Origin of the sequence: Arthrobacter sp. NPDC057013, from assembly GCF_042674585.1 — a bacterium.
Classification (GTDB): domain Bacteria; phylum Actinomycetota; class Actinomycetes; order Actinomycetales; family Micrococcaceae; genus Arthrobacter.
The window spans coordinates 478473-503720 of sequence record NZ_JBHUSE010000001.1 but is presented as its reverse complement, the minus strand read 5'-3'; the positions used below and the strand labels follow the sequence as shown (position 1 = coordinate 503720).

General features: G+C 66.8%; 20 protein-coding genes and 1 tRNA gene. 12 read left to right on the top strand and 9 right to left on the bottom strand.

Translation table 11 applies throughout. The annotated features are described in order from the left end of the window. The first annotated feature begins 47 nt into the window (after positions 1-47). Together ACFTSA_RS02300 and ACFTSA_RS02295 are read left to right on the top strand one after the other, a co-directional pair. Positions 48-1181, top strand: coding sequence for an SLC13 family permease (locus ACFTSA_RS02300; RefSeq protein ID WP_377949813.1), 1134 nt, complete (start codon positions 48-50; stop codon positions 1179-1181). A gap of 158 nt (positions 1182-1339) precedes the next feature. Continuing rightward, on the top strand, positions 1340-1783 hold the full coding sequence (locus tag ACFTSA_RS02295) for a VOC family protein (RefSeq protein WP_331571622.1): 444 nt from the start codon (positions 1340-1342) through the stop codon (positions 1781-1783). Here ACFTSA_RS02295 and ACFTSA_RS02290 read toward each other — a convergent pair. Further along, complete coding sequence (locus ACFTSA_RS02290) at positions 1773-2177, bottom strand: VOC family protein (protein ID WP_377949292.1); 405 nt, start codon at positions 2175-2177, stop codon at positions 1773-1775. The genes ACFTSA_RS02295 and ACFTSA_RS02290 overlap by 11 nt on opposite strands. 149 nt (positions 2178-2326) lie before the next feature. Here ACFTSA_RS02290 and ACFTSA_RS02285 point away from each other — a divergent pair, with 149 nt between their 5' ends. Beyond that, positions 2327-3325 (top strand): DNA-3-methyladenine glycosylase family protein, encoded by a 999-nt coding sequence (locus ACFTSA_RS02285; protein ID WP_377949289.1) that lies wholly within the window; start codon positions 2327-2329, stop codon positions 3323-3325. 87 nt (positions 3326-3412) lie between these two features. On the opposite strand, the gene ACFTSA_RS02280 is transcribed toward ACFTSA_RS02285, so the two are convergent. Beyond that, complete coding sequence (locus ACFTSA_RS02280; RefSeq protein ID WP_377949287.1) at positions 3413-5086, bottom strand: AMP-binding protein; 1674 nt, start codon at positions 5084-5086, stop codon at positions 3413-3415. 33 nt (positions 5087-5119) lie between these two features. On the opposite strand from ACFTSA_RS02280, the gene ACFTSA_RS02275 reads away from it, so the two are divergent. Beyond that, on the top strand, positions 5120-5398 hold the full coding sequence (locus tag ACFTSA_RS02275) for a putative quinol monooxygenase (RefSeq protein WP_377949285.1): 279 nt from the start codon (positions 5120-5122) through the stop codon (positions 5396-5398). Between the two features lie 163 nt (positions 5399-5561). Here ACFTSA_RS02275 and trxA read toward each other — a convergent pair whose 3' ends face one another. Then, complete coding sequence (gene trxA / locus ACFTSA_RS02270) at positions 5562-5996, bottom strand: thioredoxin (protein ID WP_331571612.1); 435 nt, start codon at positions 5994-5996, stop codon at positions 5562-5564. Between the two features lie 424 nt (positions 5997-6420). Here trxA and ACFTSA_RS02265 point away from each other — a divergent pair, with 424 nt between their 5' ends. After that, positions 6421-7443, top strand: coding sequence for a LysM peptidoglycan-binding domain-containing protein (locus tag ACFTSA_RS02265; protein ID WP_377949283.1), 1023 nt, complete (start codon positions 6421-6423; stop codon positions 7441-7443). 54 nt (positions 7444-7497) lie between these two features. Here ACFTSA_RS02265 and ACFTSA_RS02260 read toward each other — a convergent pair. Together ACFTSA_RS02260 and ACFTSA_RS02255 are read right to left on the bottom strand one after the other, a co-directional pair. After that, positions 7498-7579 (bottom strand) — tRNA-Tyr (locus ACFTSA_RS02260). Between the two features lie 118 nt (positions 7580-7697). Beyond that, positions 7698-7952, bottom strand: coding sequence for a hypothetical protein (locus ACFTSA_RS02255; RefSeq protein ID WP_377949280.1), 255 nt, complete (start codon positions 7950-7952; stop codon positions 7698-7700). Between the two features lie 199 nt (positions 7953-8151). On the opposite strand from ACFTSA_RS02255, the gene ACFTSA_RS02250 reads away from it, so the two are divergent. After that, complete coding sequence (locus ACFTSA_RS02250) at positions 8152-8643, top strand: YajQ family cyclic di-GMP-binding protein (RefSeq protein ID WP_306925085.1); 492 nt, start codon at positions 8152-8154, stop codon at positions 8641-8643. A 100-nt stretch (positions 8644-8743) separates the two neighbouring features. After that, complete coding sequence (locus tag ACFTSA_RS02245) at positions 8744-9199, top strand: GNAT family N-acetyltransferase (RefSeq protein WP_377949277.1); 456 nt, start codon at positions 8744-8746, stop codon at positions 9197-9199. A 28-nt stretch (positions 9200-9227) separates the two neighbouring features. On the opposite strand, the gene htpX is transcribed toward ACFTSA_RS02245, so the two are convergent. Continuing rightward, on the bottom strand, positions 9228-10097 hold the full coding sequence (gene htpX / locus ACFTSA_RS02240; RefSeq protein ID WP_377949275.1) for a zinc metalloprotease HtpX: 870 nt from the start codon (positions 10095-10097) through the stop codon (positions 9228-9230). A gap of 40 nt (positions 10098-10137) precedes the next feature. Further along, positions 10138-11409: an MFS transporter gene (locus ACFTSA_RS02235; protein WP_377949273.1), complete on the bottom strand. Its 1272-nt coding sequence runs from the start codon at positions 11407-11409 to the stop codon at positions 10138-10140. 76 nt (positions 11410-11485) lie between these two features. Between ACFTSA_RS02235 and ACFTSA_RS02230 the strand changes: the two genes are divergently transcribed. From ACFTSA_RS02230 to ACFTSA_RS02210, 5 genes are all read left to right on the top strand, one after another. Beyond that, positions 11486-11947, top strand: a complete 462-nt coding sequence (locus tag ACFTSA_RS02230) for a Fur family transcriptional regulator (RefSeq protein ID WP_377949271.1) — start codon at positions 11486-11488, stop codon at positions 11945-11947. A 30-nt stretch (positions 11948-11977) separates the two neighbouring features. Beyond that, complete coding sequence (locus ACFTSA_RS02225; protein WP_377949270.1) at positions 11978-13459, top strand: catalase; 1482 nt, start codon at positions 11978-11980, stop codon at positions 13457-13459. Between the two features lie 158 nt (positions 13460-13617). Further along, positions 13618-14823: a polysaccharide pyruvyl transferase family protein gene (locus ACFTSA_RS02220; RefSeq protein WP_377949268.1), complete on the top strand. Its 1206-nt coding sequence runs from the start codon at positions 13618-13620 to the stop codon at positions 14821-14823. A 66-nt stretch (positions 14824-14889) separates the two neighbouring features. Beyond that, on the top strand, positions 14890-17007 hold the full coding sequence (locus ACFTSA_RS02215; protein WP_377949266.1) for an acyltransferase family protein: 2118 nt from the start codon (positions 14890-14892) through the stop codon (positions 17005-17007). 114 nt (positions 17008-17121) lie between these two features. Continuing rightward, positions 17122-17757 (top strand): DUF2461 domain-containing protein, encoded by a 636-nt coding sequence (locus ACFTSA_RS02210; protein ID WP_377949264.1) that lies wholly within the window; start codon positions 17122-17124, stop codon positions 17755-17757. Positions 17758-17871: 114 nt separating this feature from the next. Here ACFTSA_RS02210 and ACFTSA_RS02205 read toward each other — a convergent pair whose 3' ends face one another. Together ACFTSA_RS02205 and ACFTSA_RS02200 are read right to left on the bottom strand one after the other, a co-directional pair. Beyond that, positions 17872-19419 carry an amino acid permease gene (locus ACFTSA_RS02205; protein WP_377949262.1) on the bottom strand — a complete coding sequence of 516 codons (1548 nt, stop codon included), beginning with the start codon at positions 19417-19419 and terminating at the stop codon, positions 17872-17874. 216 nt (positions 19420-19635) lie between these two features. Then, positions 19636-25128, bottom strand: a complete 5493-nt coding sequence (locus ACFTSA_RS02200) for a peroxidase family protein (protein WP_377949261.1) — start codon at positions 25126-25128, stop codon at positions 19636-19638. Between the last annotated feature and the right edge of the window lie 120 nt (positions 25129-25248).

The window sequence follows — 25248 nt, the reverse complement described above, 5'->3', positions numbered from 1 at the left end:
CCCTGCGAATACCGAAGAATGTGCGGAGCTACCTGCTGCCGGGCGGCATGCTGCTTGCCGGGGCCGGCTGCCTTGCCGCCGGCCTGCTGCCGTGGCCCGCGTTCGGCTCGTTGGCGGGACGCACGGCCCCCATCCTGGCCTTCGTGGTGGCGATGACCCTCGTCACGGAGCTGGTTGATGATGCGGGACTCTTCCGTGTGCTGGCGGACCGCGTTTCGGCGCTGGGCCGGGGCAGCGTCTTCCTGCTGTGGCTCTTTGTGCTTGCCCTGTCCGCCATCGCCACGGCCTTTCTGTCGCTCGATACCACCGCGGTGCTGGTGACTCCCGTGGTGGTGCTGCTCGCCGTCCACGCGAGGATCCCGCCCCTGCCGTTTGCCCTGAGCACCGTGTGGCTGGCCAACACCGCGTCCCTGTTCCTGCCGGTTTCCAACCTCTCCAACCTGCTGGCGCAGTCGAGCATGTCCCTCAGCCCGCTGGAATTCGCCAAACTGATGTGGGCGCCTGCCGCCGTCGGTGTTGTGGTGCCGTCACTGCTGCTGTGGCTGGCCTTCCGCCGGGACCTGCGGGGCCGCTACGGGCCGCAGCCTGTCCACGCGGCACGCGACCGGACGCTGCTCCGGGCATCGGCCGGCACCTTGGTCGTGCTGCTTCCGGCGCTGGTTTCCGGTGTCCCCGTCGCGATTCCTGCCGCCCTTGCGGCCGGGTTCCTGCTGGCCATATTCGTGGTGCGGCGGCCGTCAGCCCTGCGCTGGTCGATGCTGCCGTGGCGCCCGCTGATGCTGACCGCCGGGCTCTTCATGGTGGTCGAGACGCTGCACGCGCACGGCCTCACCCAGGCCCTGGCACCCGCCGCCGGGGCCGGCGAGACGTTTCCGGACCTGCTGCGCCTCGCGGCACTGGGCGCCGGTTCCGCCAACATCGCCAACAACCTCCCCGCCTACCTGGCCCTGGAGCCCGCGGCCGGATCGCCGCTGAGGCTGGGCGCGCTCCTGATCGGCGTGAACCTGGGTCCGCTCATTTCGCCGTGGGCATCGCTCGCCACGCTCCTGTGGCACGAGCGGCTGCAGAGCCTGAACCTGCGCGTGCGCTGGGGCGGGTTTGCGGTTGCCGGCGCCGCGGTGGTTGTCCTCGCGCTTCCGCTGGCGGTCCTGGCGCTGTGGCTGGGGAACGGGATGCCGTGACGGCCGGGTGTCGCCCAGGTGCCGGCGCCCCGGTTCCATGCGCCCCGGTTCCAGCCCAGATACTAGCCAAGGCGTGTCCGGGCAGGGCAAGCTTGCTACGGCGCCCGGGACCGGGTTGCAGATCATTCGTGCCGTTGAATCGTTGAAAGGAACGTGCCTTGGACTGGACCCTCGAAGTGGTTGTGCTGCCCGTAAGCGACATCGGCCGGGCGGTGGAGTTCTACCGGGACAAGGTCGGCTTCAACCTGGACCACGACACGCAGAACGAGCACATGCACGTGGTCCAGCTGACGCCACCCGGCTCGGGGTGTTCGATCGTCATCGGGGACCTGCCCTCGCAGAACGAGATGGCGCCGGGCTCCATGCGCGGCCTGCAGCTGGTGGTGGCGGACGCCCAGGCCGCGCGCGACGAGTTGCTCAGCCGGGGCGTGGAAGCAAGCGAGATCACCGTTTTCGACGAGCGTGACGGCGGCACCTTCTTCGGGTTCAGCGACCCCGACGGCAACACCTGGGCGGTGCAGGAGCTCAGGATCCGCGCCCAGAAACCGCTGATCCCGGTGGAGGCCCGCGGCCGCTTCGGCGAGGAGCAGGTCAGCCCGTAGCGCCGCCGGCGTCGGCCGGGAGGTTCTCCCAGAGCCCCAGGATGTTTCCCTCGGTGTCCCTGAAGTAGGCGTAGTGGCCCATGCCCGGAATGGTTTCCTTGGCCTTCACCACGGAACCGCCCAGCTGCTCGACTGTCTTCAGCGTAGCGTCGATGTCCTCAACGTCGACGGTAATGACAGGGCTGGTCAGTTCCCCGTCCCTGCCCATCATGCCGCCGTTAATGGCGCCCGGCTCCGTGGGCCTGCCGGTCTTTTCGTCCATCGGGGTTGTGACCACCACGTCATAGTCCATCTCAGCCATGGGGTCGATCCGCCAGCCGAGCGCCTGATTGTAGAAGTTCCTGGCCCGGTCCCGGTCGTCCGCGGGGATTTCAAAATGCACCACTCCACCCATTGCGATCACCTACAACTTGAAGAAAGGGCACGGCGGACCCGCGCCACACGTGGATTGTAGTCCTGCCCCGGCCACGGGATAAGGGCCTGGTGCTTTCCTCCAGCCGAACCGGTGGCAGCTTTGTCAGTCCGGCGTGGGACGATGTTTGTATGACCATTGCTGACGCGCCCACCCGGCTGGCGGCCGCGGCGGATGCGTCCCTCAGGTGGCATCCTGGCGGCCCGTACAACCTGCACCTCACCTTGGGCATTCTGATGCGCGGCAACGGCGACCCCTCCTTTTCCGCGCGGCCGGACGGCCTGTGGATGGCGTTCACGACGCCGGATGGCCCGGTCACGCTGCGGCTCACCGAGGCGGGCCGGACGGGATCCGGGCCGGACGGCGGCGGCCCCTACGTCGATGCCCTGGCGTGGGGCCCCGGTTCCGGCGCCGCCATCGCCGGCGTTCCCCGGCTCCTCGGCGCCGACGACGACTGGGCGGAGTTTGACGAGCCCACCTTCGCCGCAACACTCCCCCGCATGGTCCGTGAGGCCCGGCGCCGGAACCCGGACGTCCGTCTGCCCTCCACCGGGCGGATGATTGATTCCCTCGTGCCCACCATCCTCGAGCAGAAGGTCACCGTCATCGAGGCGCGGCGCGGTTTCCGCTATCTCATGTACCGGCACGGGACTCCCGCCCCCGGCGCCGGGACAGTCGCGCCAGCCGGGCTGCTGGTCCGGCCCACCGCCGGGGCCTGGCTCCGCATCCCGTCCTGGGAGTGGCACAAGGCGGGAGTCGGCCCGCAGCGTTCGGCGACCGTCATGCGTGCCCTGCGATCCGCCGTCGCGCTTGAACGTCTGGCTTCCCTGCCTCCGGCGGAAGCGGCCGCCAAGATGCAGATTATCCCGGGAATAGGGGTGTGGACGGCCGCCGAGGTGGTGCAGCGGACGCACGGCTGCCCCGACTCCATCGCGGTGGGTGATTATCACCTGGCCGCATACGTTGGCGCGGCGCTGACCGGCCGGCGGACTGACGACGCCGGCATGCTGGCGCTCCTCGCACCGTGGAGGGGGCACCGGCAGCGGGTGGTCCGGATGCTTGGCCTGAGCGGCTTCCGGAAACCCACGTTCGGCCCGCGCATGACCATCCAGGACCACCGTGGCCACTGACCCGCTTTAACTGCGACGCGGGGTCACTTAGCGCCCAGTGGAGGGGGCGATATCTGACCCCGCGTTGCTTTTAGAGGTACGTTCGCGCTAGAGGCCGAGGCGGGCGACGGCTTCCTCGCGCATCTCCACCTTGCGGATCTTGCCGGACACCGTCATGGGGAAGCTGTCGCGGACCTCGACGTAGCGGGGCACCTTGTAGTGCGCCAGCTTCCCGCGGCAGAAGTCCGCCACCGCCGCCTCATCCAGCGGTTCGGCCCCGGGCTTGAGGATGATGCAGGCCATGAGCTCCTCGCCGTACTTGGCATCGGGCACGCCTATCACCTGGACGTCCTGGATGGACGGATGCGTGTAGAGGAACTCCTCGATTTCGCGCGGGTAGATGTTCTCGCCGCCGCGGATCACCATGTCCTTCATCCGGCCCTCGATCACCACGTACCCGTCGTCGTCCATGCGCGCCAGGTCGCCGGTGTGCATCCAGCCATCGGCGTCGATCGCCTCGGCCGTCTTGTCCGGCTGGTTCCAGTACCCCTGCATCACGGCGTAGCCGCGGGTACACAGTTCACCGATCACGCCGCGCTCCACCACCTGACCGAGAGGGTCCACAATCTTGCTTTCGAGCCGCGGCATGGTCCGCCCCACGGTTTCCGTGCGCTGCTGCAGCGTATCCCCGTCCCGGGTCATGGTGGACACCGGCGACGTCTCGGTCATGCCGTAGCAGATGGCCACGTCCTTCATGTTCATCTCCGAAATCACCCGGTTCATCACCTCGATGGGGCACAGCGATCCGGCCATGACCCCGGTGCGGAGCGTGGAAAGGTCGTACGAGGCGAAGTCGGGCAGCGCCAGTTCGGCGATGAACATGGTGGGCACCCCGTAGAGAGAAGTGCCGCCGAAATCCTGCACGGCCTCCAGCGCGGCGGCGGGGGTAAACCCGCGTCCCGGGATGATGGTCGCAGCACCGTGGCTCAGCGCGTTCAGGTTGCCGATCACCATTCCGAAGCAGTGGTAGAACGGCACCGGAATCACCACCCGGTCGTGCTCGGTGTACTTGAGCAGCTCGCCGATGGAGTACCCGTTGTTGAGGATGTTGTGGTGCGTCAGCGTGGCGCCCTTGGGGAAGCCCGTAGTTCCGGACGTGTACTGCAGGTTGATCGGGTCGTGCGGATCCAGGCCCGCCATGCGGGCCCTCAGTTCGGGATGTCCGACGGCGTCAGCCCGCTTGAGCAGCTCAGCGTACGTGAGCTCCTGGTCACCCAGGGGGACTCCGGCGTCGAGCCCGTCCAATTCGAAGTCCGGCAGGAACACGAGCTCCCGGAGGTCCGGGCACACCGCGAGAGCCTGGCGTGCCATCCCCACATAGTCACTGTTCCGGTCCGACGGTGCTGCGACCAGCATCCGCATGCCGTTCTGTTTCACCACGAACTCGAGCTCATGGCTGCGGTACGAAGGATTCACGTTGACCAGAACCGCCCCGACCTTCGCCGTGGCGTACTGCAGGATGGTCCATTCCGCGCAGTTCGGGCTCCAGATGCCGATCCGCTCCCCCTTCGCGACGCCAAGGGCGAGGAGCGCGCGGGCCAGCCGGTCGACGTCGTCGTTCAGTTTGGTGTAGCTCCAGCGGCGGGCGTCCGCGCCGGGCACGGGGGCGGCCTCGATCACCGCGTCGTTTAAGGGGAACCGCGCCACCACGCGCTCAAAGTTCTCGCCAATGGTTTCCTCGAGCAGGGGGACGTCCGCGTCCCCGGCGGTGTAAGCGCGCATAAGGCACGCTATCAAGCCGGTATTGTGAAATCCATGAGTGCACCCATCGACCTGCAGGCCACGTTCATCCCCAACGACGGCGAGTTCTTCCGCGTGAAGCTCGCCCTGGAAATCGCCATTGACGAGGTAGTCAACGAGCCCGGCTGCCTCCGGTACGAGCTCACCGAGGCGACGGAGGAGAAGCTGGTCCTGACCGAGCGGTGGGAGTCGGAGGAGGCCCTTGACGCGCACTCCAAGGGCATTGCCCTGCAGGACCTGAACGAATCCCTCAGCGCCCTCCTGGCTGAACCTGCCCAGGTGGAGCGCCTCTAGCTCCCTGAGAACGGCAGTCCTCACAACAAGCAACGCGGGGTCATGTTCCGCCAATACCCAAGGGGTATTAGGCGGAACGTGGGCCTCCCCACCCGCTCCCTAGCCTCGCAAGCTCGGCCAGGGAACCCCGCGGGCCTGGGCCCCGTTGTGGTTTAGAGACCCTTTAGAAGTCGGGGATCTGCGAGCCGTCCTGGGGCCCGGAGGTCTTGCTGCTGTTGCCCGCGGCAGCGGCCGCCTCGGCCTGGGAGCGGGCCACGTGCGCGTGGACTTCCTCCATATCGAGGGCCTTGACGGCGTCGATGACCTGCTCGAGCTGCGGGGCGGGCAGCGCGCCAGGCTGTGAAAACACCAGCACCTTCTCGCGGAACGCCATCAGCGTGGGGATCGAGGAAATGCCCGCCTCCGCTGCCAACTGCTGCTCGGCTTCGGTGTCCACCTTCGCGAAGACGACGTCCGGGTGCTTCTCCGACGCCGCAGAGTACGTGGGCGCGAACTGGCGGCAGGGGCCACACCATTCAGCCCAGAAGTCCACCAGGACAATGTCGTTGCCCTCGATGGTCGATGCGAACTGTTCACCTGTGATGTCAACGGTAGCCATGGTTCAACCGTACGCGAGCCGTGACCGTAAGTCCCGCGCGCCGGAGCCTTGTTCGCTCCCCGCGTCACCGGGAATATTTTGCACCCGGCGCGTCCGGTCAGGCCTGCGCCCGGTGGCCGCCCCCTGGCCGCCGGCGCAGTGGCTACCTGCTCAGTGACTACCTGCTCGGTGGCTACCCGCGAAAAACAGGTGCCCGCTCCCGGAAAAACAGGTATCCCCTACTCGTGCAGTCCCTGCGCGGTGCTTCCTACACTCGAATCAGGCTGGGGCCGGCACGCTAGCGAGCAGCGTGCGCCACTCATGAATAGCGGTCATGCGCCCCATATGCCGTGCTTCCGCCTCTGGGCCCGAGCGCCTCCTGTGTCTGCGCGTCACCGTCCGACGCGCATCCGGACTCCGCCTGCGCACGAAGCAAGGGTCCGCCATGAACCAGCACGACATGCCAGTTCCACAGAACATCCCCGGCCACGGCAACGGTCCGCGGGGCCGGCACGGGCCGCTGGCCGGAAGGCCCGCTGCACGCGTGGTGATCATTTCCACCGCGGTGTCCGCCGCCCTGTTGGGGGCGTCCTTGGGCGTCAGCGCGCTGGTGGCGTCCGACGGCGGGAGCCCGGGTGCCGCCGTCGGCCAACCTGCCACTGTCGGACAGGCAGTAGAACAGCCGGTCCCGGCGACTTCGCCGGCAGCGGCTGCCGCACCCGCCGCAAGTGTGCCGGCCAGGGCGGTGGCCGCCGCGCCTGCCACCACGGTGCCGCCGGGGGCACCCGCGAGACCGGCACCCGCGAGACCGGCAGCGAAGCCGGCAGCGAAGACGGCCGCCAAGGCACCCACCAAGGCGGCGGTGAAGGCACCCGCCAAGACAGTGGCCGTCGGCAAGGTTGCACCGGCCCCCGCGCCCAGGCCCGCCAGGTACCGGGTGGTGGCCGGCGACACGGTGAGCTCCATTGCCGCACGCTTCAACCTCAGCGCCGGCGGCGTGCTGGCAGCCAACGGCCTTGGATCCAGCTCGGTCATATTTCCGGGCCAGACCCTCAAGCTCAGCGGCCGCGCCGTGTCTGCACCCGCGCCCGCGCCAGCGGCCGCACCCGCACCGGCTCCTGTACCTGCTCCGGCTCCTGCAGTGCGGACCATCTATGTGGCCGGCGCCGGCGGCCAGGCGATGGTGGACAGCTGCATCGGCCCCATCCATTTCACGCCCACCGACGGATACTCGCTCTTCATCACCGAGCACGACTTCTGCGGCGGCTGGGCCCGGTTCTCCGGCATCAGCGTCGGCGAACGGGTCGACATTCCAGGCTACGGCTCCTACCGGGTCTCTGCCCGGAGCCAGGTGCCGAACCCTGGCACCACCAACGACGTCGCGGCGGTGTTCGGCGGGTTCCCCCGGGCGGTCCTGCAGACCTGCATTCCGGGCACCACCCAGATGCTTGTCATCGCGCTGAACTGATCTGGATAAGCAAAAGACCTCCGGAACCAGGAGGTTCCGGAGGTCTTTCAAATGTGGCAGATGAGGGATTCGAACCCCCGTAGGCGTTGCCAGCTGATTTACAGTCAGCCCCCTTTGGCCGCTCGGGTAATCTGCCGAACTTCAAAAGAAGATCACCCCGGCCGGTGTTTCCATCAACCGCGGGCAAGACAACCTTACAGAACTTCTGCCGAAGAATAAAATCGGGGAGCTGTGGGCCCAAAAACCGCGGAAAATCAGGCTTCGCCGAGGATCCGGCCGGCGAGCTTGGCCTCGAACCGCAGCGCCTGCTCCTCGGTGATCTGGTTAAGCTGCACGGCCCGCTGGAGATCCGCCTGCACTCCCTCCATCCGGGTCGAGGCGTCGGCTACGGGGCTGAGGACGATGGACGCAGCCACGGCAGCGGCCGCCACGGATGAGGCGGCGGTGGCGATGGTTCCGGCGGCTGCGGCGGTGGACTTGGTGACGTAGCGGACGGCCTTGTGGGTCATTGCTTTCCTTCCGAGCGGCTTCCAACTGCAACAACTCTGGGCGCCAAAACTTCGTTCCCACCATGACTTGGCTATGAGTGAACTGTGAATGCCGCCCACCTTCACATCACCGCCATCCGTACTACGCTGGAATCCAGATACCCACACCCTGTCCGGAGCCTCACGGCCCGGGCGACGCATGCACCAGCAAAGGAGAGTCATGGCAGGCGAGTCCACATTCGACGTCGTAAGCAAAGTAGACAAGCAGGAGGTGGCCAACGCGCTGAACCAGGCGCAGAAGGAAATCGCCCAGCGCTATGACTTCAAGGGCGTCGGAGCCGAGGTCGATTTCAGCGGCGAGAAGATCCTGATGAAGGCGAACTCCGAGGAGCGCGTCCTGGCCGTGCTGGATGTGCTGCAGTCCAAGCTGATCCGCCGCGGCATCTCGCTCAAGTCCCTGGACACCGGCGAGCCCTATGCGTCCGGCAAGGAATTCCGGCTGGAGGCCTCCATCAAGGAAGGCATCGCGCAGGACCTGGCCAAGAAGATCAACAAGCTCATCCGCGACGAGGCCCCGAAGTCCGTCAAGTCCCAGATCCAGGGCGACGAACTCCGCGTCACGTCCAAGTCCCGCGACGACCTTCAGGCCACCATGGCCCTGTTGAAGGACTTCGACGAGGCCGATCTTCAGTTCGTGAACTTCCGCAGCTAAGCAAAACGTCAACGGGCCGGGGACACACCAATTCGGGTGTCCCCGGCCCGTTTGCACATCCTGCCGCCGTGGATCCGGGAAGGCGATGAAAGGACAGGACATGAATTTCGCGGTCACCCCTGAGCCGTGGGACGACGAGGACGGGGCGAGGCTCCGCAGCATGCAGCGGGCCGAGCTGGATGCCCGCTACGGCAGCGACGACCACGAACCGGGCTCGCCGCCCAGCGCCGAGGACATCACTGTGTTCCTGGTGGCCCGGAACCACGAGGGGGCGGCCGTCGCGTGCGGCGCCCTGCGACGGCTCGATGCCGGGTCGGCGGAGATCAAGAGGATGTTCGTGCTCCCCGGCCACCGCGGAAGCGGGGCGGCCACGGCAGTCCTGCGAAGCCTCGAGGCCGAAGCCGCCCGCCTGGGACTGAGCGAACTCAAGCTGGAAACCGGAACGGCCCAGCCCGACGCCATCCGCTTCTACGAGCGCGAGGGCTACCGCCTGATCGACAACTTCGGACCCTACGCGGGCGAGCCGCTGTCCGTCTGCTACGCCCGCTCGCTGTGAAACGGCGGAATGTTACGACGGCGGCCAGTCAGCTGAGCGGACGGCCCGCCATCCGCTCCAGGCGGCTGATGCGGTCCTGCATCGGCGGGTGCGTCGCGAACAGCTTGCTGAGCCCGCCGCCGCGGAACGGGTTGGCGATCATCAGGTGGGAGGCGTTGACCAGCCGCTGGTCCTGCGGGAGCGGTGCGGCCTGCACGCCCTGGTGGATCTTGCGCAGGGCGGACGCGAGTGCCAGCGGATCGCCGGTGAGCTGCGAACCGTCCTCGTCGGCGTCGTACTCCCGGGTGCGCGAGATGGCCACCTGGATCAGGGACGCCGCCAGCGGCGCCAGCAGCGCCATCGCAATGAGCGCCAGCGGGTTCGAGTTGCGCCTGTCCCCGCCGCCGAAGAACAGCAGCATCTGCCCCACCGACGTGATGACACCTGCCACGGCCGCCGCCACGGACGAGGTCAGGATGTCGCGGTTGTAGACGTGCATGAGCTCATGGCCGAGGACACCCCGGAGTTCCCGCGGGGTGAGGAGCTGCAGGATCCCCTCCGTGCAGCAGACGGCCGCATTCTGCGGGTTCCGCCCGGTGGCGAAGGCGTTGGGCGCCATGGTGGGCGAGACGTAAATCCGCGGCATGGGCTGGTTGGCGCGGGTGGAGAGCTCCCGGACCGTCTGGTAAAGCTGCGGCGCCTGGGCTTCGGAGACGGGGTAGGCCTGCATGGACCGGAGCGCGATCTTGTCGCTGTTCCAGTAGCCGTAGGCCGTGGTTCCCACGCCGATGAGCGCCATGATCAGGATCGGCGCCGAACTGCGGGTGTTGGCGGCAATCAGGGCACCCAGGCCCAGCAGGATCGCCCACAGCACGCCGAACAGCGCCGCCGTTTTCAGTCCGTTGTGGTGATTGTGCACTTTTGCCTCCACAGCTCAGAAGTCGGAACCGGCACCGCCGCTACGGAACGGGATTCCGCGCGTCGTACTTCAGGAAACCGGATTGCCACCGCGCCACCAACCAGGCCACCACGATGCACAGGAGGCCGCCCAGCAGCAGGACCCAGCCCTCACTAAGAATCTTAGTGCCGCCGCCTGCCAGCATGTCGCCCAGCCGTGGGCCGCCGGCGACCACCACAATGAAGACCCCCTGAAGCCGGCCGCGCAGGTGGTCCGGGGTCGCGGCCTGCAGGATGGTGGTGCGGAAGACGGCACTCACGGAGTCGGCAATTCCCGCCAGGGCGCAGCAGAGTGCTGCCGGGATCAGCCAGAACGTCACGCCGCCGGAGCCCGACCGCCCCGCCAGCACCACCACGAGGCCGAACGCCGCAAACGAGGCGCCCCACCCCATGACCGACCAGACGACGGCCGTCCCCTGCCGCCGCACCGCGCCGAGCGGCCCGGAAAAGAGGCCGGCGAGGAAGGCCCCCACCGCCACGGCCGCGAGCAGGATGCCCACCGTGGTTTCCCCGCCGCCGATCATGAGTGCGCCAATGGCCGGCAACACTGCCCGCGGCTGGGCGAGGATCATCGCGATGAGGTCGAGGATGAACGTCATCCGCAGGTTGGGCCGTGTGCCCAGGAAGCGGAAGCCCTCCACCACGGAGCGCATCCCGGCCCTGCCCGCGTGTTCGCCGGGAGGCATGGGCGGAAGCTTCAGCAGGGCCCAGAACGCAAAGACGAAGCTGACGACATCCAGCGTGTACGTCCACCCGAAGCCCACGCTGGCCACCAGCACACCGGCGAACAGCGGCCCCGCCGTCATGCCCAGCCCGAACGTCACCATGTTCAGCGCGTTGGCGGCCGGCAGGAGCTCCTTCCGCAGCAGCGCGGGAATGATGGCGCTGCGGGCCGGCTGGTTGATCGCCTGCGCACCGCTCTGCACGGCCACCAGCGCATACAGCAGCCACACATTGCCCACCTCCAGCCATGCCTGGAGGGCGAGCCCGCCGGTGGTCAGCCACAGCACCGCGGACGACAGAAGGGCCACCGTGCGGCGGTCATGGGAATCGGCGACGGACCCGCCCAGCAGGCCGCCCACGACGAGCGGCACCAGGGCAAAGATGCTGAGCAGCCCGACGTACAGGCTGTCCTGGGTGAGCCGGTAGACTTCCAGGCCGACCGCGACGAGAGTGAGCTGGCTGCCCACGTTGGAAACCGCCGACCCCAGCCACAGCCGCCGGAAATCAGGGCTTTCGCGCAGCGGAGTGATGTCAGCCAGAAGTTTTCCCACCCGGCAACTCTAGCGTCGGCAGGAACTTAGCCCCGCCTTATTGTGATCTAGTCAAAATAAGTGATTCAATGGAGTCATGACCGATCACCCGGAAAGCCACGAAGCATGGGCCGCGGCCCTGCGCGCCCACGGGCGCCGGGTGACCAAGCAGCGGCTGGCGGTCCTGGCCGCCGTCGAGCATCACCCGCACTCCCCGGCGGAAAACATCCTGGCGGCTGCCCGCGAGGAACTGCCGGAACTGACGGCGCAGTCCGTGTACGTGGTGCTGGGTGACCTGACGGACCTGCAGATGCTGCGCCGCTTCGAGCCTCCGCATTCGCCGGCGCTGTATGAGACGCGGGTGGGCGACAACCATCACCACGCGATCTGCATCAGCTGCGGCCGGGTGGAGGATGTCGACTGCGCTGTCGGCCACGCACCGTGCCTCACCCCGCATTGGAGCGAAGATTCCCACCCCATGACCATCCAGATCGCGGATGTCATGTACCAGGGGATCTGCGGAGAGTGCCAGCGGGCCCAAAAACTTCCTGCAACGTAAATAACAAGTAATTAAGTAATAAGGAGAACAATGACTGCCATTTCAACGACCCAGTCAGGTGCGCCGGTCACGTCCGACGCGCATTCGAAGGCTGTCGGCGCTGACGGCGCGATCATCCTCACGGACCACTACCTGGTGGAAAAGCTCGCCCAGTTCAACCGCGAGCGGGTTCCGGAGCGCGTGGTGCACGCCAAGGGCGGCGGCGCTTTCGGTACGTTCAAGACCACCGAGGACATCTCCAAGTACACCAAGGCCGCGTTCCTGCAGCCCGGCGTCGAAACCGAGATGCTGATCCGCTTCTCCTCCGTCGCAGGCGAGAACGGCTCCCCCGACACGTGGCGTGACCCCCGCGGTTTCGCGGTGAAGTTCTACACCTCCGAGGGCAACTACGACCTCGTGGGCAACAACACCCCGGTGTTCTTCATCCGCGACGGCATCAAGTTCCCGGACTTCATCCACTCCCAGAAGCGCCTGCCGGGCACGCACCTGCGTGACGCCGACATGCAGTGGGACTTCTGGACGCTGTCCCCCGAGTCCGCACACCAGGTCACCTGGCTGATGGGTGACCGCGGACTGCCCGCCTCCTGGCGCGAAATGCAGGGCTACGGCTCGCACACCTACCAGTGGATCAACGCCGAGGGCGAGCGTTTCTGGGTCAAGTACCACTTCCACTCCAACCAGGGCGTGAAGAACATCACCGGCGAAGAGGCCGAGGCCCTTGCCGGCTCGGACGCGGACTTCTACATCCGCGACCTTCACGAGAACATCGAAGCCGGCAACCTGCCCTCCTGGGACCTGCACGTCCAGGTCATGCCGTACGAGGACGCCAAGACCTACCGGTTCAACCCGTTCGACCTGACCAAGGTCTGGCCGCACGCGGACTACCCGCTGATCAAGGTCGGCACCATGGAACTGAACCGGAATCCGGAGAACTACTTCGCGCAGATCGAGCAGGCCACCTTCGCGCCGTCGAACTTCGTTCCGGGCATCGCCGCGTCCCCGGACAAGATGCTCCAGGCCCGCATCTTCTCCTACGCCGACGCGCACCGCTACCGTGTGGGCACCAACCACGCCCAGATCCCGGTGAACCAGCCGAAGAACCAGGTCAACAACTACAGCCAGGACGGCGCTGGACGCTTCCTGTTCAACGCTCCGTCCGTGCCGGTCTACGCACCGAACACGTTCGGTGGCCCGGCTGCTCTTGACACCGACGTTGTCGGCGGCGGCTGGGAGAACGACGGCGCGCTGACGCACGCCGCGCACTCCCTGCACGCTGAGGACGGCGACTTCGTCCAGGCCGGTGCGCTGTACCGCGAGGTCTACAACGACGCCGAGAAGGCCCGTTTCCTGGACACCATCACCGGTGCCGTGGGCGGCGTGAAGCGCGCCGACATCAAGGAACGCGCCATCCAGTACTGGACCAACGTTGACGCCGAACTCGGCGCCAAGCTCCGCGCCAACCTCGGCGCTGCACCGCTCTCCGACGCTGAGGCCGCCAACAAGATCGGCTAACAGCACCAGAGCGCAACAGGAACCCCGCCGCGGCACAGTGACCCGTTCACGGCCGCGGCGGGGTTCCCTGCGTCCGGGTTCACACTGAAAAAACCGCCGGCCGCAACCTTACGCCGCCGACGCGGGCAACACGTTCGCAGGAAGATATAGTCATCAGCATGCAGTCGGGTCCTCTTTATCTGATCGGCCCTTCGGGCAACCCCAATTTCGGCGACGAGTTCATCGCCGCCGCGTGGCTGAAGTATCTCGCCGAGGTGCGGCCTGACGCCGACGTCTGGCTGGACTGCCCCCAGCCCGGCCTGGCGCAGGTACTTTTCGAGGGACTGCACCCGCGCCTGCACGTCACCAACACACTGTGGCGCCTGGTGCATGAGACCGCTGAGTTGCCGCTCGAGGAAGCGGCGGAGACCATCAGGGCCCGGGTCACCGGCCTCGGCTCCCCTTCCTACGATCTTGGCCTCCTCAAGCTGCGCGAAGCTGAATCGCTGCACCTCATCGGCGGCGGCTTCATCAACGAGAACTGGTCCCACCACGCCGGACTGGTCCTGGCCATGCGCGCCGTACACGGCATCACAGGCGCCCGCCTGATCGCCACCGGCCAGGGACTCATGCCCGAACTCACGTCGGCCCCCGCCGAGATGCCCCTGTTCCAGGACTTCGCCCACGCGGCCGCCCGCGACGAGGCCGGCGCCCGGGCTTACGGCATCAGCCAGGAACTGGACGATGCCTTCCTCGGCGTCACCGCCGAAATAGCTCGCTCCACCGCCGAACCCGGCCTCTACGTCTGCATCCAGAGCGACACAGCGGACCCCGAGCGTTTCGGGACGGCTGTGGAAGTGGCGAGGGCCGCCGTCGAAAAGGCCGCCGGCGAGGGCACCAACGCCTACTATGTGGAAGCCATCCCCGGCGCCGACCGCGCCGCCTACGAACAGCTGGCTGACCTTATTCCGGAAGAGCGGTTCCTGCCGTTCCTGCACATCTGGGCCCACGGCCTGCCGCTGTCCGAGCACCAGACCTGGGTGACCAGCCGCTTCCACTTCCACCTGCTGGCAGCGTCCGCAGGCGCCCGGGGTCTCGCCGTCGGAATGAAGAAGGGGTATTACGACGTCAAGCACGAGTCGCTGACCTCCCTGGGCAGCGGCTGGTCGCTCGCGCTGGACGGCGACGATCCCGGAATTCCCGCGGACCGGGGTCCGCTGTACGGTGAACTGCCGGCGCACGTGGCGCGAAAACGCGCCGAGGCGGCGCGCATTTACCCTCCCGCGGCAAGCCACCCCAAGGCACCGCCGTCGGGCTCCGCACGGCTGCTGAGCGCCGCCTTGGGTGCGGCCAGGAGAACCAGGACGCGGCACCAGGCAGGCTGACAGCCGCCCGCCAGGCCGGGCACCATCTGTCAGGACATCCCCCACCAGCTGCACAAGGACACCCCGATGAGCACCGTCGCAGTCGCGCCCCTGCCCACCGCCAAGGCCGGGACCACGTTGCGCCCCCGGCGCAGGAAGACGTTCCGCGTCGACATCCAGGCGCTCCGGGCCCTCGCCGTGACGTTGGTTGTCCTGAACCACCTGTGGCCCACCCGGCTGACGGGCGGCTATGTGGGCGTTGATGTTTTCTTCGTGATCTCAGGGTTCCTCATCACGTCGCACCTGCTCAAGGAACGGATCTCTACAGGACGCATCCGGCTTGCCGCTTTCTACGCCAGAAGGATCCGCCGCCTGCTGCCCGCGGCGTTCCTTGTCCTGGCCGTCTCCCTCGCGGCTACCATGCTCTGGCTGCCTTTCTCGCGCTGGGGCGACACTGCCCATGAGGTCCTCGCGGCCGCACTGTACGCCGAAAACTGGATGCTGGCCGCCAAGTCCGTGGACTACTCGGCGTCGACGGCGTCGGCCACCGTCGCGCAGCATTACTGGTCCCTCTCGGTGGAAGAGCAGTTCTATCTGCTGTGGCCGCTGCTGCTCCTGGCCCTTTTCGCGTTCGCCGGCCGGCGGGACAAGCCGGTGGGGCGTGTCCTGTTGACGGGACTTGCCGCGGTGGCTGCCATCAGCCTTGTTAGCTCCGCGGCCATGGTCAACCTGGCGCCGAACCAGGCCTATTTCGTCACCCCGGTCCGGGCCTGGGAGTTCGGTGCGGGGGCTCTGGTGGCCCTCGCCGCCGGACGGATTCGGGTTCCCGTCCGTTACGCCAGGGCGGCGGGACTCGCCGGTCTCGCACTGATCGCCTGCTCTGCCCTGATGTTCGACGACGGGACGCCCTTTCCGGGCTGGCTTGCGGCAATTCCCGTGCTGGGAACGGCGCTGGTGATTCTGGCCGGGTGCGATAACCGCGAACCTGCCCTGAAGCCGCTCCTCGGCTCCCGCCCGGTACAGTACCTGGGGAACATCTCGTACTCGCTCTACCTGTGGCACTGGCCCCTGATCGTCCTCCTGCCCTTCGCGCTCGCGCGGCCGCTGGGCACGATGGACAAGGCGGCCATCATCCTGCTGTCCGTTGTTCTGGCCGGCCTGACGAAGGCCTTCGTGGAGGATTACGGCCAGTCGGCGAGGATCCTCACGGCGTCCTCCCGGCGGACCTTTGCAGCGATGGCGGTGGGCATAGCCGTCCTGGCCGGCCTTGCCGTCGTCCAGCTGCAGCTCGAGAAGGCCAGCAACTCCGCCGCAGAGAGCGCGGCGGCGGCCGCCGCATCGCAGCCGTGCTACGGCCCGCTTGCGCAGCTGCCGGGAGCAGACTGCGCGGACCGCTTTGGCCCGTCCGCGGCTCCGGTCATGGCGGAGCAGAACCAGTACTGGAAGTCGCCGGACGAGTGCAGCCTGCGCGACGAGCTGAAGGCCGGGGGCACCAAGACGCACCTGCGCTGCGACTTCTCGCAGGGCAAGGCCGGCGCGCCGGTCGTCTGGCTGGTGGGCGACTCGCACGGCCAGCAGTGGCAGGGTGCGGTCTTCGCCGCGGCCAAGGAGCGGGGATGGATAGTCAACACAGCCTTCCTCGGCGGATGCCCGGTGGCGGACGTGGTCTTCAAGGCCTATGAGGGAAAGAACGACCCCGGCGCGGCCAGGATCTGCTCCGAATGGGCTGACCAAGTGACCGAGACCGTTGCCCGCGACCGCCCGATGGCGGTGTTCACGTCAATGTTTGCCCGCGCGCAAACGGTCGACGACGGCTCCGGAAAGCCCCAGCTGGAGCAGTTCACCGACGGCCTGCAGGCAACGTGGCGGCGCTGGACCGACGCCGGCTCGAAGGTCTATGTGCTCGCCGATCCGCCCCTGAACCAGGCGGTCAGGCCTCCTGACTGCACCAGCCTCCACACCTCCGATCCTGCAGCCTGCGCCGTCGACCGCGCCGTGGCCCAGCCGGAGGACCCCCTGTCAGTCGCTGCCAAGGCAGGCTACGTCAAGGACATTCGGCTGCTGGACTTCACCGACTACTTCTGTGATCCGGCCAGGTGTTACACCGTGGTGGGCGGCGTCAATGTCTACTACGACGCGAACCACCTCAACCGCGTGTACAGCGAACTCCTGGCACCGATGCTGCTGGACCGGCTGCCGAAATAGCCCGGCTGTAACAGTGGCCCGGGCGTTTGTGCGTGCGGTTGCCGGACCTGTCTGTTTTCCACATAGGCGGCCGGGCCCATGGCCGGGCCGGGGCTGAGTCCCTAGGCTTCAACCATGAGCACCTTCGAGGGCATCCCCGCCGCGGCAACCAAGTTCTACGCTGAGCTGGAGGAGAACAACAACCGCGACTGGTGGCAGGCCCACTCCACGGTCTACCAGGAGTCCGTCAAAGCCCCGCTCCAGGCGCTTCTCGCTGACCTCGAGCCGCGCTTTGGTCCGGGCAGGATCTTCCGCCCCAACCGCGACGTCCGCTTCTCACCTGACAAGTCGCCGTACAAGACCGCGCAGGGCGCCTTCGCCTCATACCAGGAAGGCCTTGGCTACTACCTCCAGATCAGCGCCGACGGCCTGCTGGTTGGCGGCGGCTACCACTCACATTCACCCGCGCAGCTGGTCCGCTACCGGAATTCCGTGGACGCGGGAAATACCGGCGAGCAGCTGCAGCACATCGTGGATGCCATCGCGGCCGCAGGGTTCGCCATTGAGGGCGAGAAACTCAAAACCGTTCCGCGGGGCTTCCCGAAGGACCATCCCCGGGCCGAACTGCTCAAGCACAAGTCGCTCTCCGCGGGTGTTACCCTCGGGGAGCCCGAGTGGCTCGGCTCGGCGGAGGCCGAACGCGAGATCGCCGCCCGCTGGGAACAGCTCCGCCCGCTGGTGGACTGGGTGGGGCGGCATGCCGCCCCGTAACAGAAGCACCAGCGGGCGGTCGCCAACAATAGCTCCGGCCGGGGCCAGACCCGGGCCGCTTCAGGGCGGCCCGGACCATGCCGGACGTTGGCCGGCCCGAACCTGGACAGGCAGCTAGACCTTGGTCAGCGCGTCGTCGTCCCGGTCGTCGAGGCCGCCTGCGGAGCCGTCCACGGCTGCTTTGGCGCCAGCGAACTTCTCGTTGAGGCGGGAGTGCCGCTGACCGTAGGCGAAGTAGATGGCAATGCCCACTACCAGCCAGATGCCGAAGAAGATCCAGGTCTCCACAGCGAGGTTGGTCATCAGGTACAGGCACAGCACCGCGGATACGACAGGAAGGACCTTGCCGAACGGCACGCGGAAGGCCGGCTTCAGGTCGGGGCGCTTCTTACGCAGCACGAGGATGCCCAGGCTGACCATCACGAACGCTGACAGCGTGCCGATGTTGATCATTTCCTCCAGCAGGTCCACGTTGGTGAGCCCGGCAACCAGGGCAACGGCGGCGCCGCAGATGATCTGCAGGCGCGCGGGCGTCGAACGCTTTTCGCTGGTCTTGGAGAGGGAACGCGGCAGCAGGCCGTCGCGGCTCATGGCCAGCACCACGCGGGCCAGACCCATGAGCAGCACCATGATCACGGTGGTCAGGCCCACGAGGGAGCCGAAGGCGATCACCTTCGCGGCGTCGGTGTTGCCGACTGCCTCGAACGCCGTGGTGAGGGTGGGGCTCTCCGCCTCGGCGAGCTGCGTGTAGGAGACCATGCCGGTCAGGGCGAGGGACACCAGGATGTACAGCAGGGTCACCAGGGCCAGCCCCCCGAAGATACCGCGGGGCAGCGTCTTCTGCGGGTTCTTGACCTCTTCCGCCGAAGTGGCCACCACGTCGAACCCGATGAAGGCGAAAAACACCAGCGCGGCGCCGGCAAAGATGCCCATGGTGCCGTACTGCGCGGGGGCGGCGCCGGTGAGGAAGCCGAAGAACGACTGCTTCAGAACGTCGGCCGCGCCGGCGTTGGCCGTCGGCTCAGAGGACGGGACGAAGGGCGTGTAGTTGGAGAACCTCACGTAGCTGAAGCCCACGATGATCACGAACACCACCACGGCGATCTTGATCAGCGTGAAGATGTTGCCGACACGGGCGGACAGCTTGGTCCCGAGCACCAGCAGCACGGTGAAGACCGCCACGATGAGGAAGGCGCCCCAGTACAGGTCGACGCCTCCGATGGATATGGCGGGCGGCATTTCCACGCCCATGAGGGCGAAGACCTTGCTGAGGTAGATGCCCCAGTACTTGGCAATCACCGCAGCGGCGGTGAAGAGTTCCAGGATGAGGTTCCAGCCGATGATCCAGGCCAGAATCTCGCCCATGGTGGCGTAGGTGAAAACGTAGGCGGAGCCGGCCACCGGGATGGCGGTGGCGAACTCGGCGTAGCACATGATCGCCAGGGCACAGGTGATGGCGGCGACCAGGAAGGAGATGGTGACGGCGGGGCCGGCGAAGTTCGCAGCGGCCTTGGCGCCCACGGAGAAGATGCCGGCGCCGACGGCAACAGCGACGCCCATGATCATGAGGTCCCAGGTGCTCAGGGAGCGCTTCAGCTTGCGTCCGGGCTCATCGGCGTCGGCAATTGACTGCTCGATGGATTTGGTCCGGAAAAGGTTCATTGGAAGTCCACAGTCCTGATAGGGGATGGAAACAGACCTATCAAGGATAGTGTCCATCCAGTGGACGGCCACATTTGTCCCAAATACTGAGACGGCAGCAACGCAAAACCACGCCCGGCCCTCCTCCCGCGCTGCGGCTGCGCGGTGTGGAGGGCCGGGCGTGGTTCCTTGCTGGTGGCTGGCGGCCCCTGCTTGGGCCGCCAGCCCCCAACTCGACTACACGGCACCCGTCCGGATCGTCCAGGACCGGAACGCCAGCGGGTTGCCCGCCAGATCCCGTACGGAGGACGTTGCCACGGTGTAGGTGGTGTTGGCCGCCAGCGTTGCCGACGGGTTGAGCGTCGCGGTCCGCGTCGCGGCGTTGTAGGTCACCGTCGCCGTAACGACCGGGCCGGTCAGTCCGCCGCGCCGCAGCACCACGGTTCCGGTGTTGACGTTCGTCACGGGCTCGCTGTAGCGGACCGTCACGTTCGCCGTACGGCTCACATTGCTGGCACCGATGGCCGGCGTCACCGAAACGACCGTCGGGGCAGGGCCGGTGGTGAACTGCCATGACGTGAACGCGATGGTGTTGCCGGCAGTGTCGCGGACTGAGGAGACAGCCAGCGAGTAGGTGCGGTCAGCCAGCAGGTTGGCGGTCGGGTTCACAGTCGCCGTCCGGGTCGCGTTGTTGTACGTAACCGAGGCGGGGATGACAGTGGTGCCGAGCCGCAGCACCACGGTGGTCGTGGTCACATTCGCCACCGGCTCACTGAAGGTCACGGTCAGGTTGTTCGTCTGGCTGACGGACGTGGCGCCCGAGGCGGGGGTCCTGGCTGTGACGGTCGGTGCCACGAATTCGGTCCGCGGCGTGGTCAGCGCGCTGCGGGCTGAAGCTGCGCCCGTGCCTGCCGAGTTGATCGCCGAAACATCGAACGTGTAGCCGGTGCCGTTGATCAGTCCGGTGACCACTGTGTTCGTCACGTTGCCGACCGTGATTTCGCGGGTCGGAGTGGCTCCCGTTCCCACGAAGACGCGGACCCGGAACTGCGTGACAGGCGCGCTGGGTACTGCCGGGGGGGCGGTCCACCGCACCGTGGCCTGGGCATTGCCCGCGGTCGCCGTGCCGATCGCCGGAGCGCTGGCAAGGACGGGAGCGGACGGGGTGACTGCGTTGGACAGTGCCGAGAAGGCGCTGGCACCGATTGCGTTCACTGCCCGAACCTGGAAGCGGACAGGCGTTCCGTTGGCCAGACCCGTAACCAGCAGGCTGGTGGAACCGGCGTCTGCCGTCCGAAGTGCGCCCAGCTGGGCTCCGGCTGCGTTGACCACCCGCACCTCGAAGCTGGTGGCGAGGCCGCCTGCTGCCGGGGTGAAGTTGACCGTAGCCTGGCCGCTGCCGGTAGTGGTTGCCGCGCCGATGACGGGCGCCGACGGTGCAACGGTGTCGGCGAACACCAGCCGCTCGACGTTCCGCACGGTGTCTGTACCGTCATTGCCCACATTGTCGGTCACCGTGGTGGTGGATCCCGGGGAGCCGAGGGTGCCGTCGCCGCCGGTCGTGGTGACCGTGTAGTCGGCTTCCGGTCCGGTGAACACTGCCGAGTCGGTGCCGCCGGAACCCGTGAGGATCTCGCGGACTGCCACGATGTTGCCCGGGTTCACCGTTCCCGCGAAGACAGCTTCCTGGAGCGTCGGTCCTGTGAGGTTGCCGTTGGCGTCCCTCAGGTATCGGCTGGTCATGGCGCTCTGCCCCGGCGCTTCAATGCTGGCGCTGCCGATCTCGGTTGCGGGGTTGTTCGGGTCGGTGCGGACACTAAGCCGGACACCGAGGTAGCGGTCGCCGTCAATGATGTCATCGGCGCCGCGTCCCTCAAGGAGGTCGGAGCCGCCGCCGCCAAGGAGGATGTTGCCATCGCCCCAGACGTTCGAACCCGCCGTGAGCAGCGGGCAGTCCTTCGACGCCGATGCCGCGATGACCGTGTCCGCCGGAGTGTTCAGTGCCGGCACCAGGTCGTCAAGACCGGCAATGCGGTCCAGGCCCTCCTGGTTCAGGACGTTGCACCCGATGAAACCGCCGCCGCCAACGGCACTGGGAACGACGTTGTCGCCGCGGATCTTGTCATTGAATTTCCAGCCGGACGCGGCCTCGAGTTCGTTGAACTTGTCGCGGACGTCAACGGTCAGGATGTCAAGGGGAACAAGCGGCAGGGCAAGGTCCAGGTCCTGGGCCTGTGGATCGCCCTGACCGGTCTCCCAGTCGTAACCGGAGGCTCCGGCGACCTTCTCGATGCCAGGACCGCCGACGCCGATGTCGTCGCCGCCCTCCATGTCGTAGTCGTCGTCGCCGCCCTGGCCGACGAGGATGTCGTGTCCGGGCTTTTGGGAATCATCAAGGAAGAACAGGTTGCCGCTGTCGCCCTGCATCAGGTCCGGCTGGTCGCCACCCTCTTCCCAGTCATCGCCGCTGTCGCCGAACGCGGCGTCAAGGCTCTGGCCGAGCATGATGAAGTCGTCGCCGGCTCCACCGAAGGTTTCGTTGGCATTGGCTCCACCGTTCGTGAAGTCCTTGCCCTCGCCAGCCATGATGATGTCCAGGCCGGGGCCGGCGTCAATCGCGTCATTGCCGGGTCCGCCCTTCGGGACGTCGTCACCGGCAAGGTCGGTGATGATGTCGTCCCCTTCGCCACCGAGCGCGACGTCGGCTCCGTCGCCGCCTTCGATGATGTCGTTGCCTTCACCACCCCAGAAGGTGTCGCTGTCGTTGCCACCGAAGATGCGGTCCACGCCGGCAGTGCCGTTGTAGACGCTCTGTCCGTTGATGCCGGAGGGGTCGACAGTGTTCCTGCCACGGTACTTGATCGTGCCGTCCGGCATGCGGATCAGCACAGCTCCCTCATCGCATTCTGAGTCCGGGTCATCCAGTACGGTGTTGCCCGAGGCTGCAAAGCCGGCTGTGGTGCCTTCCAGCTTCTTCAGTTCAAACTTGCAGTCCGCCGTGGCGAACGCGTCGGCCTTCAGGCTCTTCACGTTCGTGTTGCGCATCATCAGTTCGGCGAACGAGTTGCCCTCCAGCTGCGTCCTGAGGTTCATGCCGGGGGTCCGCGCCAGGTAGTACAGCCGGTCGCCGTTCTGCAGGTCCGTCAGCTGGTTCTCAAAGACGTAGTTGAACGTGCTGCCCAGCAGGCCGCCGAAGACAACCGTCGTCTCCGCGAGACCGCCGACCCAGAGATCGACGTTGTCGAGGCCGGTGATCGAGCTGGCGCCATTGTTCGCCCAGGCGTCCGTGCTGTTCATGAACGCTGCGGCGTCAGCCGGAGGAACGTCCCCGGCGGCGGGGCTGACGATCAGCCGTGCAGCCTCGCGCTTGGCCGCCAGCGTGGTTGCACCAGTGATGGACGGGTGCAGGCCGTAGGCCGCGACGAAGTTGACCAGCGACTCCGGGTGCTTGAGGTTCTCGCCGAAGTCGACCCAGTTGACGTAGGGCTTCAGCTGGCCGTCATTCGTCTTGTTGAAGAGCTCACGGCGCAGGACGTTCAGCCGCGGGATTCCTTCAGAGCGGGCACGCGTCATGTTGATCGTGGGAAGGTCCAGGGGCAGGCCCAGGAGGTTGTTGCGGAGCGTGTCGGTTACGAACTCGTCAAGCTCGTTACCCGCCTGATCCGACATACCCATGATGATGCTTCCGGCGGCCTCTTCCGAGGTCAGGGGCCCGGCAAGCCCGCCGTTGGTGTACTCGGGAGGGTTGAGGAACCCGTCAAGCAGGGAAATGTCGTTCTGGCTGCCCTTGGTGTCATCGGACGTGCCGAACACGGCGTCGGGACCGGCGCCGTCCTCGTTCCGGCGCGAGATCGTCTCGGTCAGCATCGAGTGGCCGAAGCGGTACACCGCGTGCGCGAACTCTGCGTGGATCGCGGGGTTGAGCTCCGTCTGGGTGAAGGCAAACGGCTCGAAGGGGTTGATCGCGGGCTGGACCTTGCGGGCGAACTCCTCGAAGACCAGGTGCTGGTATTCCATTTCCGTGATGAACCGGGCGGCCTGGAAGAGCCGCTCTCCGTTCCAGCCGCCGGCCCCGGCACCCAGCTTCCACTCGGGCAGCGCGGCTACGCCACTGGCGGACGTGTCGTTGGTGAGGATGTTTTCGATGTCGTCCACGAGTCGGTCGTGCTCGGAGTGGAAAATCTGGTGAATGGCCGACAGGCCAATGTTCTCGTTGACGCGGCCGTCACCGGCGATGAAGTGGGCATTCAGCATCTCGTCGTCATAGGTGCCCGCCGGCTGGTTCGCAAAGTCGGCAGAAGCCGTGTTGTCAGCATCCGGTGCCGGCGTCACCTTCGGCGTCCCCGGGTTGTGGTCGGTGTCCTGCGGACTCGGGTCCGCGTTGTGGGCGATGTCCGTCAGGAACGGCGTGTCAAAGTACTTGACGTTCGCCGGCACCAGGGTGCCCAGGCCGCCGTTGTCGGCCCGGTTGGCCTCTACGAGTCCGGTATCTGTCACGAACTGCGGAAGCCCGCGGGCGGGACCGGGGATGAACTTGCCGTAAGGGTCCGCGGCGACCATCGGAACATTCAGGACGTCCTTGTCCAGCAGCTGGATACCGAGGAGCGCCGAGGCCTGGGCCTTGGTCGTGGTCCAGGTGGCCATGCCGCCGGCAGTGGGTCCGGCAGGTCCGCCGAGCAGCTTGCCCGTGGCGACAGGCTTGCCGTCGGTGTTGTTGACGTACTCCCGCAGGAATACCTGGTGCGAGGAGTGCGAGGTGTAAGTCTGGCTCTGGTCGACCCAGGGCGAGTCCGTGTTGTTCGCATCCTGGATGTCGTCGGCGCTTTCGTCCGCAGGAGTCGCGGGGTTGTCACCCAGGACGCCGTCCGGACCGGGCTGGTTTTGGCCGCGGGTCAGCACCATGAAGCGCAGGTTCGGATCGAGGTCGTCCGCGTTGCCAAAGACGTGGTCCGGGCCTGCAATCAGGGGGTCGTCATCCTTCAGGGGAACGAAGACGGTTCCGCCGCTCTTGACGGTCTGGTCCACGCCGTGGTCGAAGAACTGGCCGAACAGCGTGAACATCGAGTTGTAGGGCGGGGAGAGGCCGACGTCGGTGGTCACGTTCTCGATGAACAGCGTGCTGTGGGACGGCACGCAGCCGGCGGGAACACCGGCCACGGGCGGGGTTGCCAGCGGATCCGGGTCAGTCGTGCAGGGAACGACCCCCTCGTTGCCCTGTGTCCGGACCGGGTTGCCTGCCGCGGCGACTGCAGCCGGGTTGGTCGAGGTCTGGTCCACAATCAGGTTGCTGATCACGCGGGGCTCGGAGTCGAAGACGTTGCCCTTCTTCTGCGCATACGACGTGGGCTGGGAAGGCCCGAACGCGGGAGGCGAGTTCTCGGCATCCTTAAACGAAGGTGTTGTCAGGCGCGGGAACTTCTGGTCCGCCGCACCGAACGTTTCCTGGCCCGCCTGAAGGTTGTTGCACGACCCGTCAACCGTCCGGAGTCCCTGGGAAACCAGGGGGCTCGGAATCTGGTTGGGGCCGGTCCCGATCAGCGCCCCGCAGGGGCCCGTGGCCGACGTCGTGTTGGCCACGTGCGCCTCGGCGATCTTGATCTGCTTGAGGATGAACGAGAGATCGGAGGGAGTGATGGTAAATCCCTCCCCCACAGGTGCCTGAACCGCGTTGGCTGCCACGACAGGCAACCCCATGGCGATCGGCATCATGAGCGTGGTTACTGCTGCCACCGTCCGGAAGGAGATGGACTGCTTGCGGTGCTTTTTGCGTCGTTGACGCCGGTTTGTTGGTGGATTGGTGGGTGCAGCGGATCGACTTTGATCCGTGCCCCCGTCTGACTTCCATGCTGA

Coding starts and splice junctions, on each gene's coding strand:
- ACFTSA_RS02255 (WP_377949280.1), bottom strand. CDS start 7,952: ATGACCCACAAGGCCGTCCGCTACGTCACCAAGTCCACCGCCGCAGCC.
- ACFTSA_RS02225 (WP_377949270.1), top strand. CDS start 11,978: ATGACTGCCATTTCAACGACCCAGTCAGGTGCGCCGGTCACGTCCGAC.
- ACFTSA_RS02205 (WP_377949262.1), bottom strand. CDS start 19,419: ATGAACCTTTTCCGGACCAAATCCATCGAGCAGTCAATTGCCGACGCC.
- ACFTSA_RS02215 (WP_377949266.1), top strand. CDS start 14,890: ATGAGCACCGTCGCAGTCGCGCCCCTGCCCACCGCCAAGGCCGGGACC.
- ACFTSA_RS02275 (WP_377949285.1), top strand. CDS start 5,120: ATGAGTGCACCCATCGACCTGCAGGCCACGTTCATCCCCAACGACGGC.
- ACFTSA_RS02280 (WP_377949287.1), bottom strand. CDS start 5,086: ATGCGCGCTTACACCGCCGGGGACGCGGACGTCCCCCTGCTCGAGGAA.
- ACFTSA_RS02265 (WP_377949283.1), top strand. CDS start 6,421: ATGAACCAGCACGACATGCCAGTTCCACAGAACATCCCCGGCCACGGC.
- ACFTSA_RS02230 (WP_377949271.1), top strand. CDS start 11,486: ATGACCGATCACCCGGAAAGCCACGAAGCATGGGCCGCGGCCCTGCGC.
- ACFTSA_RS02220 (WP_377949268.1), top strand. CDS start 13,618: ATGCAGTCGGGTCCTCTTTATCTGATCGGCCCTTCGGGCAACCCCAAT.
- ACFTSA_RS02285 (WP_377949289.1), top strand. CDS start 2,327: ATGACCATTGCTGACGCGCCCACCCGGCTGGCGGCCGCGGCGGATGCG.
- trxA (WP_331571612.1), bottom strand. CDS start 5,996: ATGGCTACCGTTGACATCACAGGTGAACAGTTCGCATCGACCATCGAG.
- ACFTSA_RS02210 (WP_377949264.1), top strand. CDS start 17,122: ATGAGCACCTTCGAGGGCATCCCCGCCGCGGCAACCAAGTTCTACGCT.
- ACFTSA_RS02290 (WP_377949292.1), bottom strand. CDS start 2,177: ATGGGTGGAGTGGTGCATTTTGAAATCCCCGCGGACGACCGGGACCGG.
- ACFTSA_RS02300 (WP_377949813.1), top strand. CDS start 48: ATGCTGCTTGCCGGGGCCGGCTGCCTTGCCGCCGGCCTGCTGCCGTGG.
- ACFTSA_RS02245 (WP_377949277.1), top strand. CDS start 8,744: ATGAATTTCGCGGTCACCCCTGAGCCGTGGGACGACGAGGACGGGGCG.
- ACFTSA_RS02250 (WP_306925085.1), top strand. CDS start 8,152: ATGGCAGGCGAGTCCACATTCGACGTCGTAAGCAAAGTAGACAAGCAG.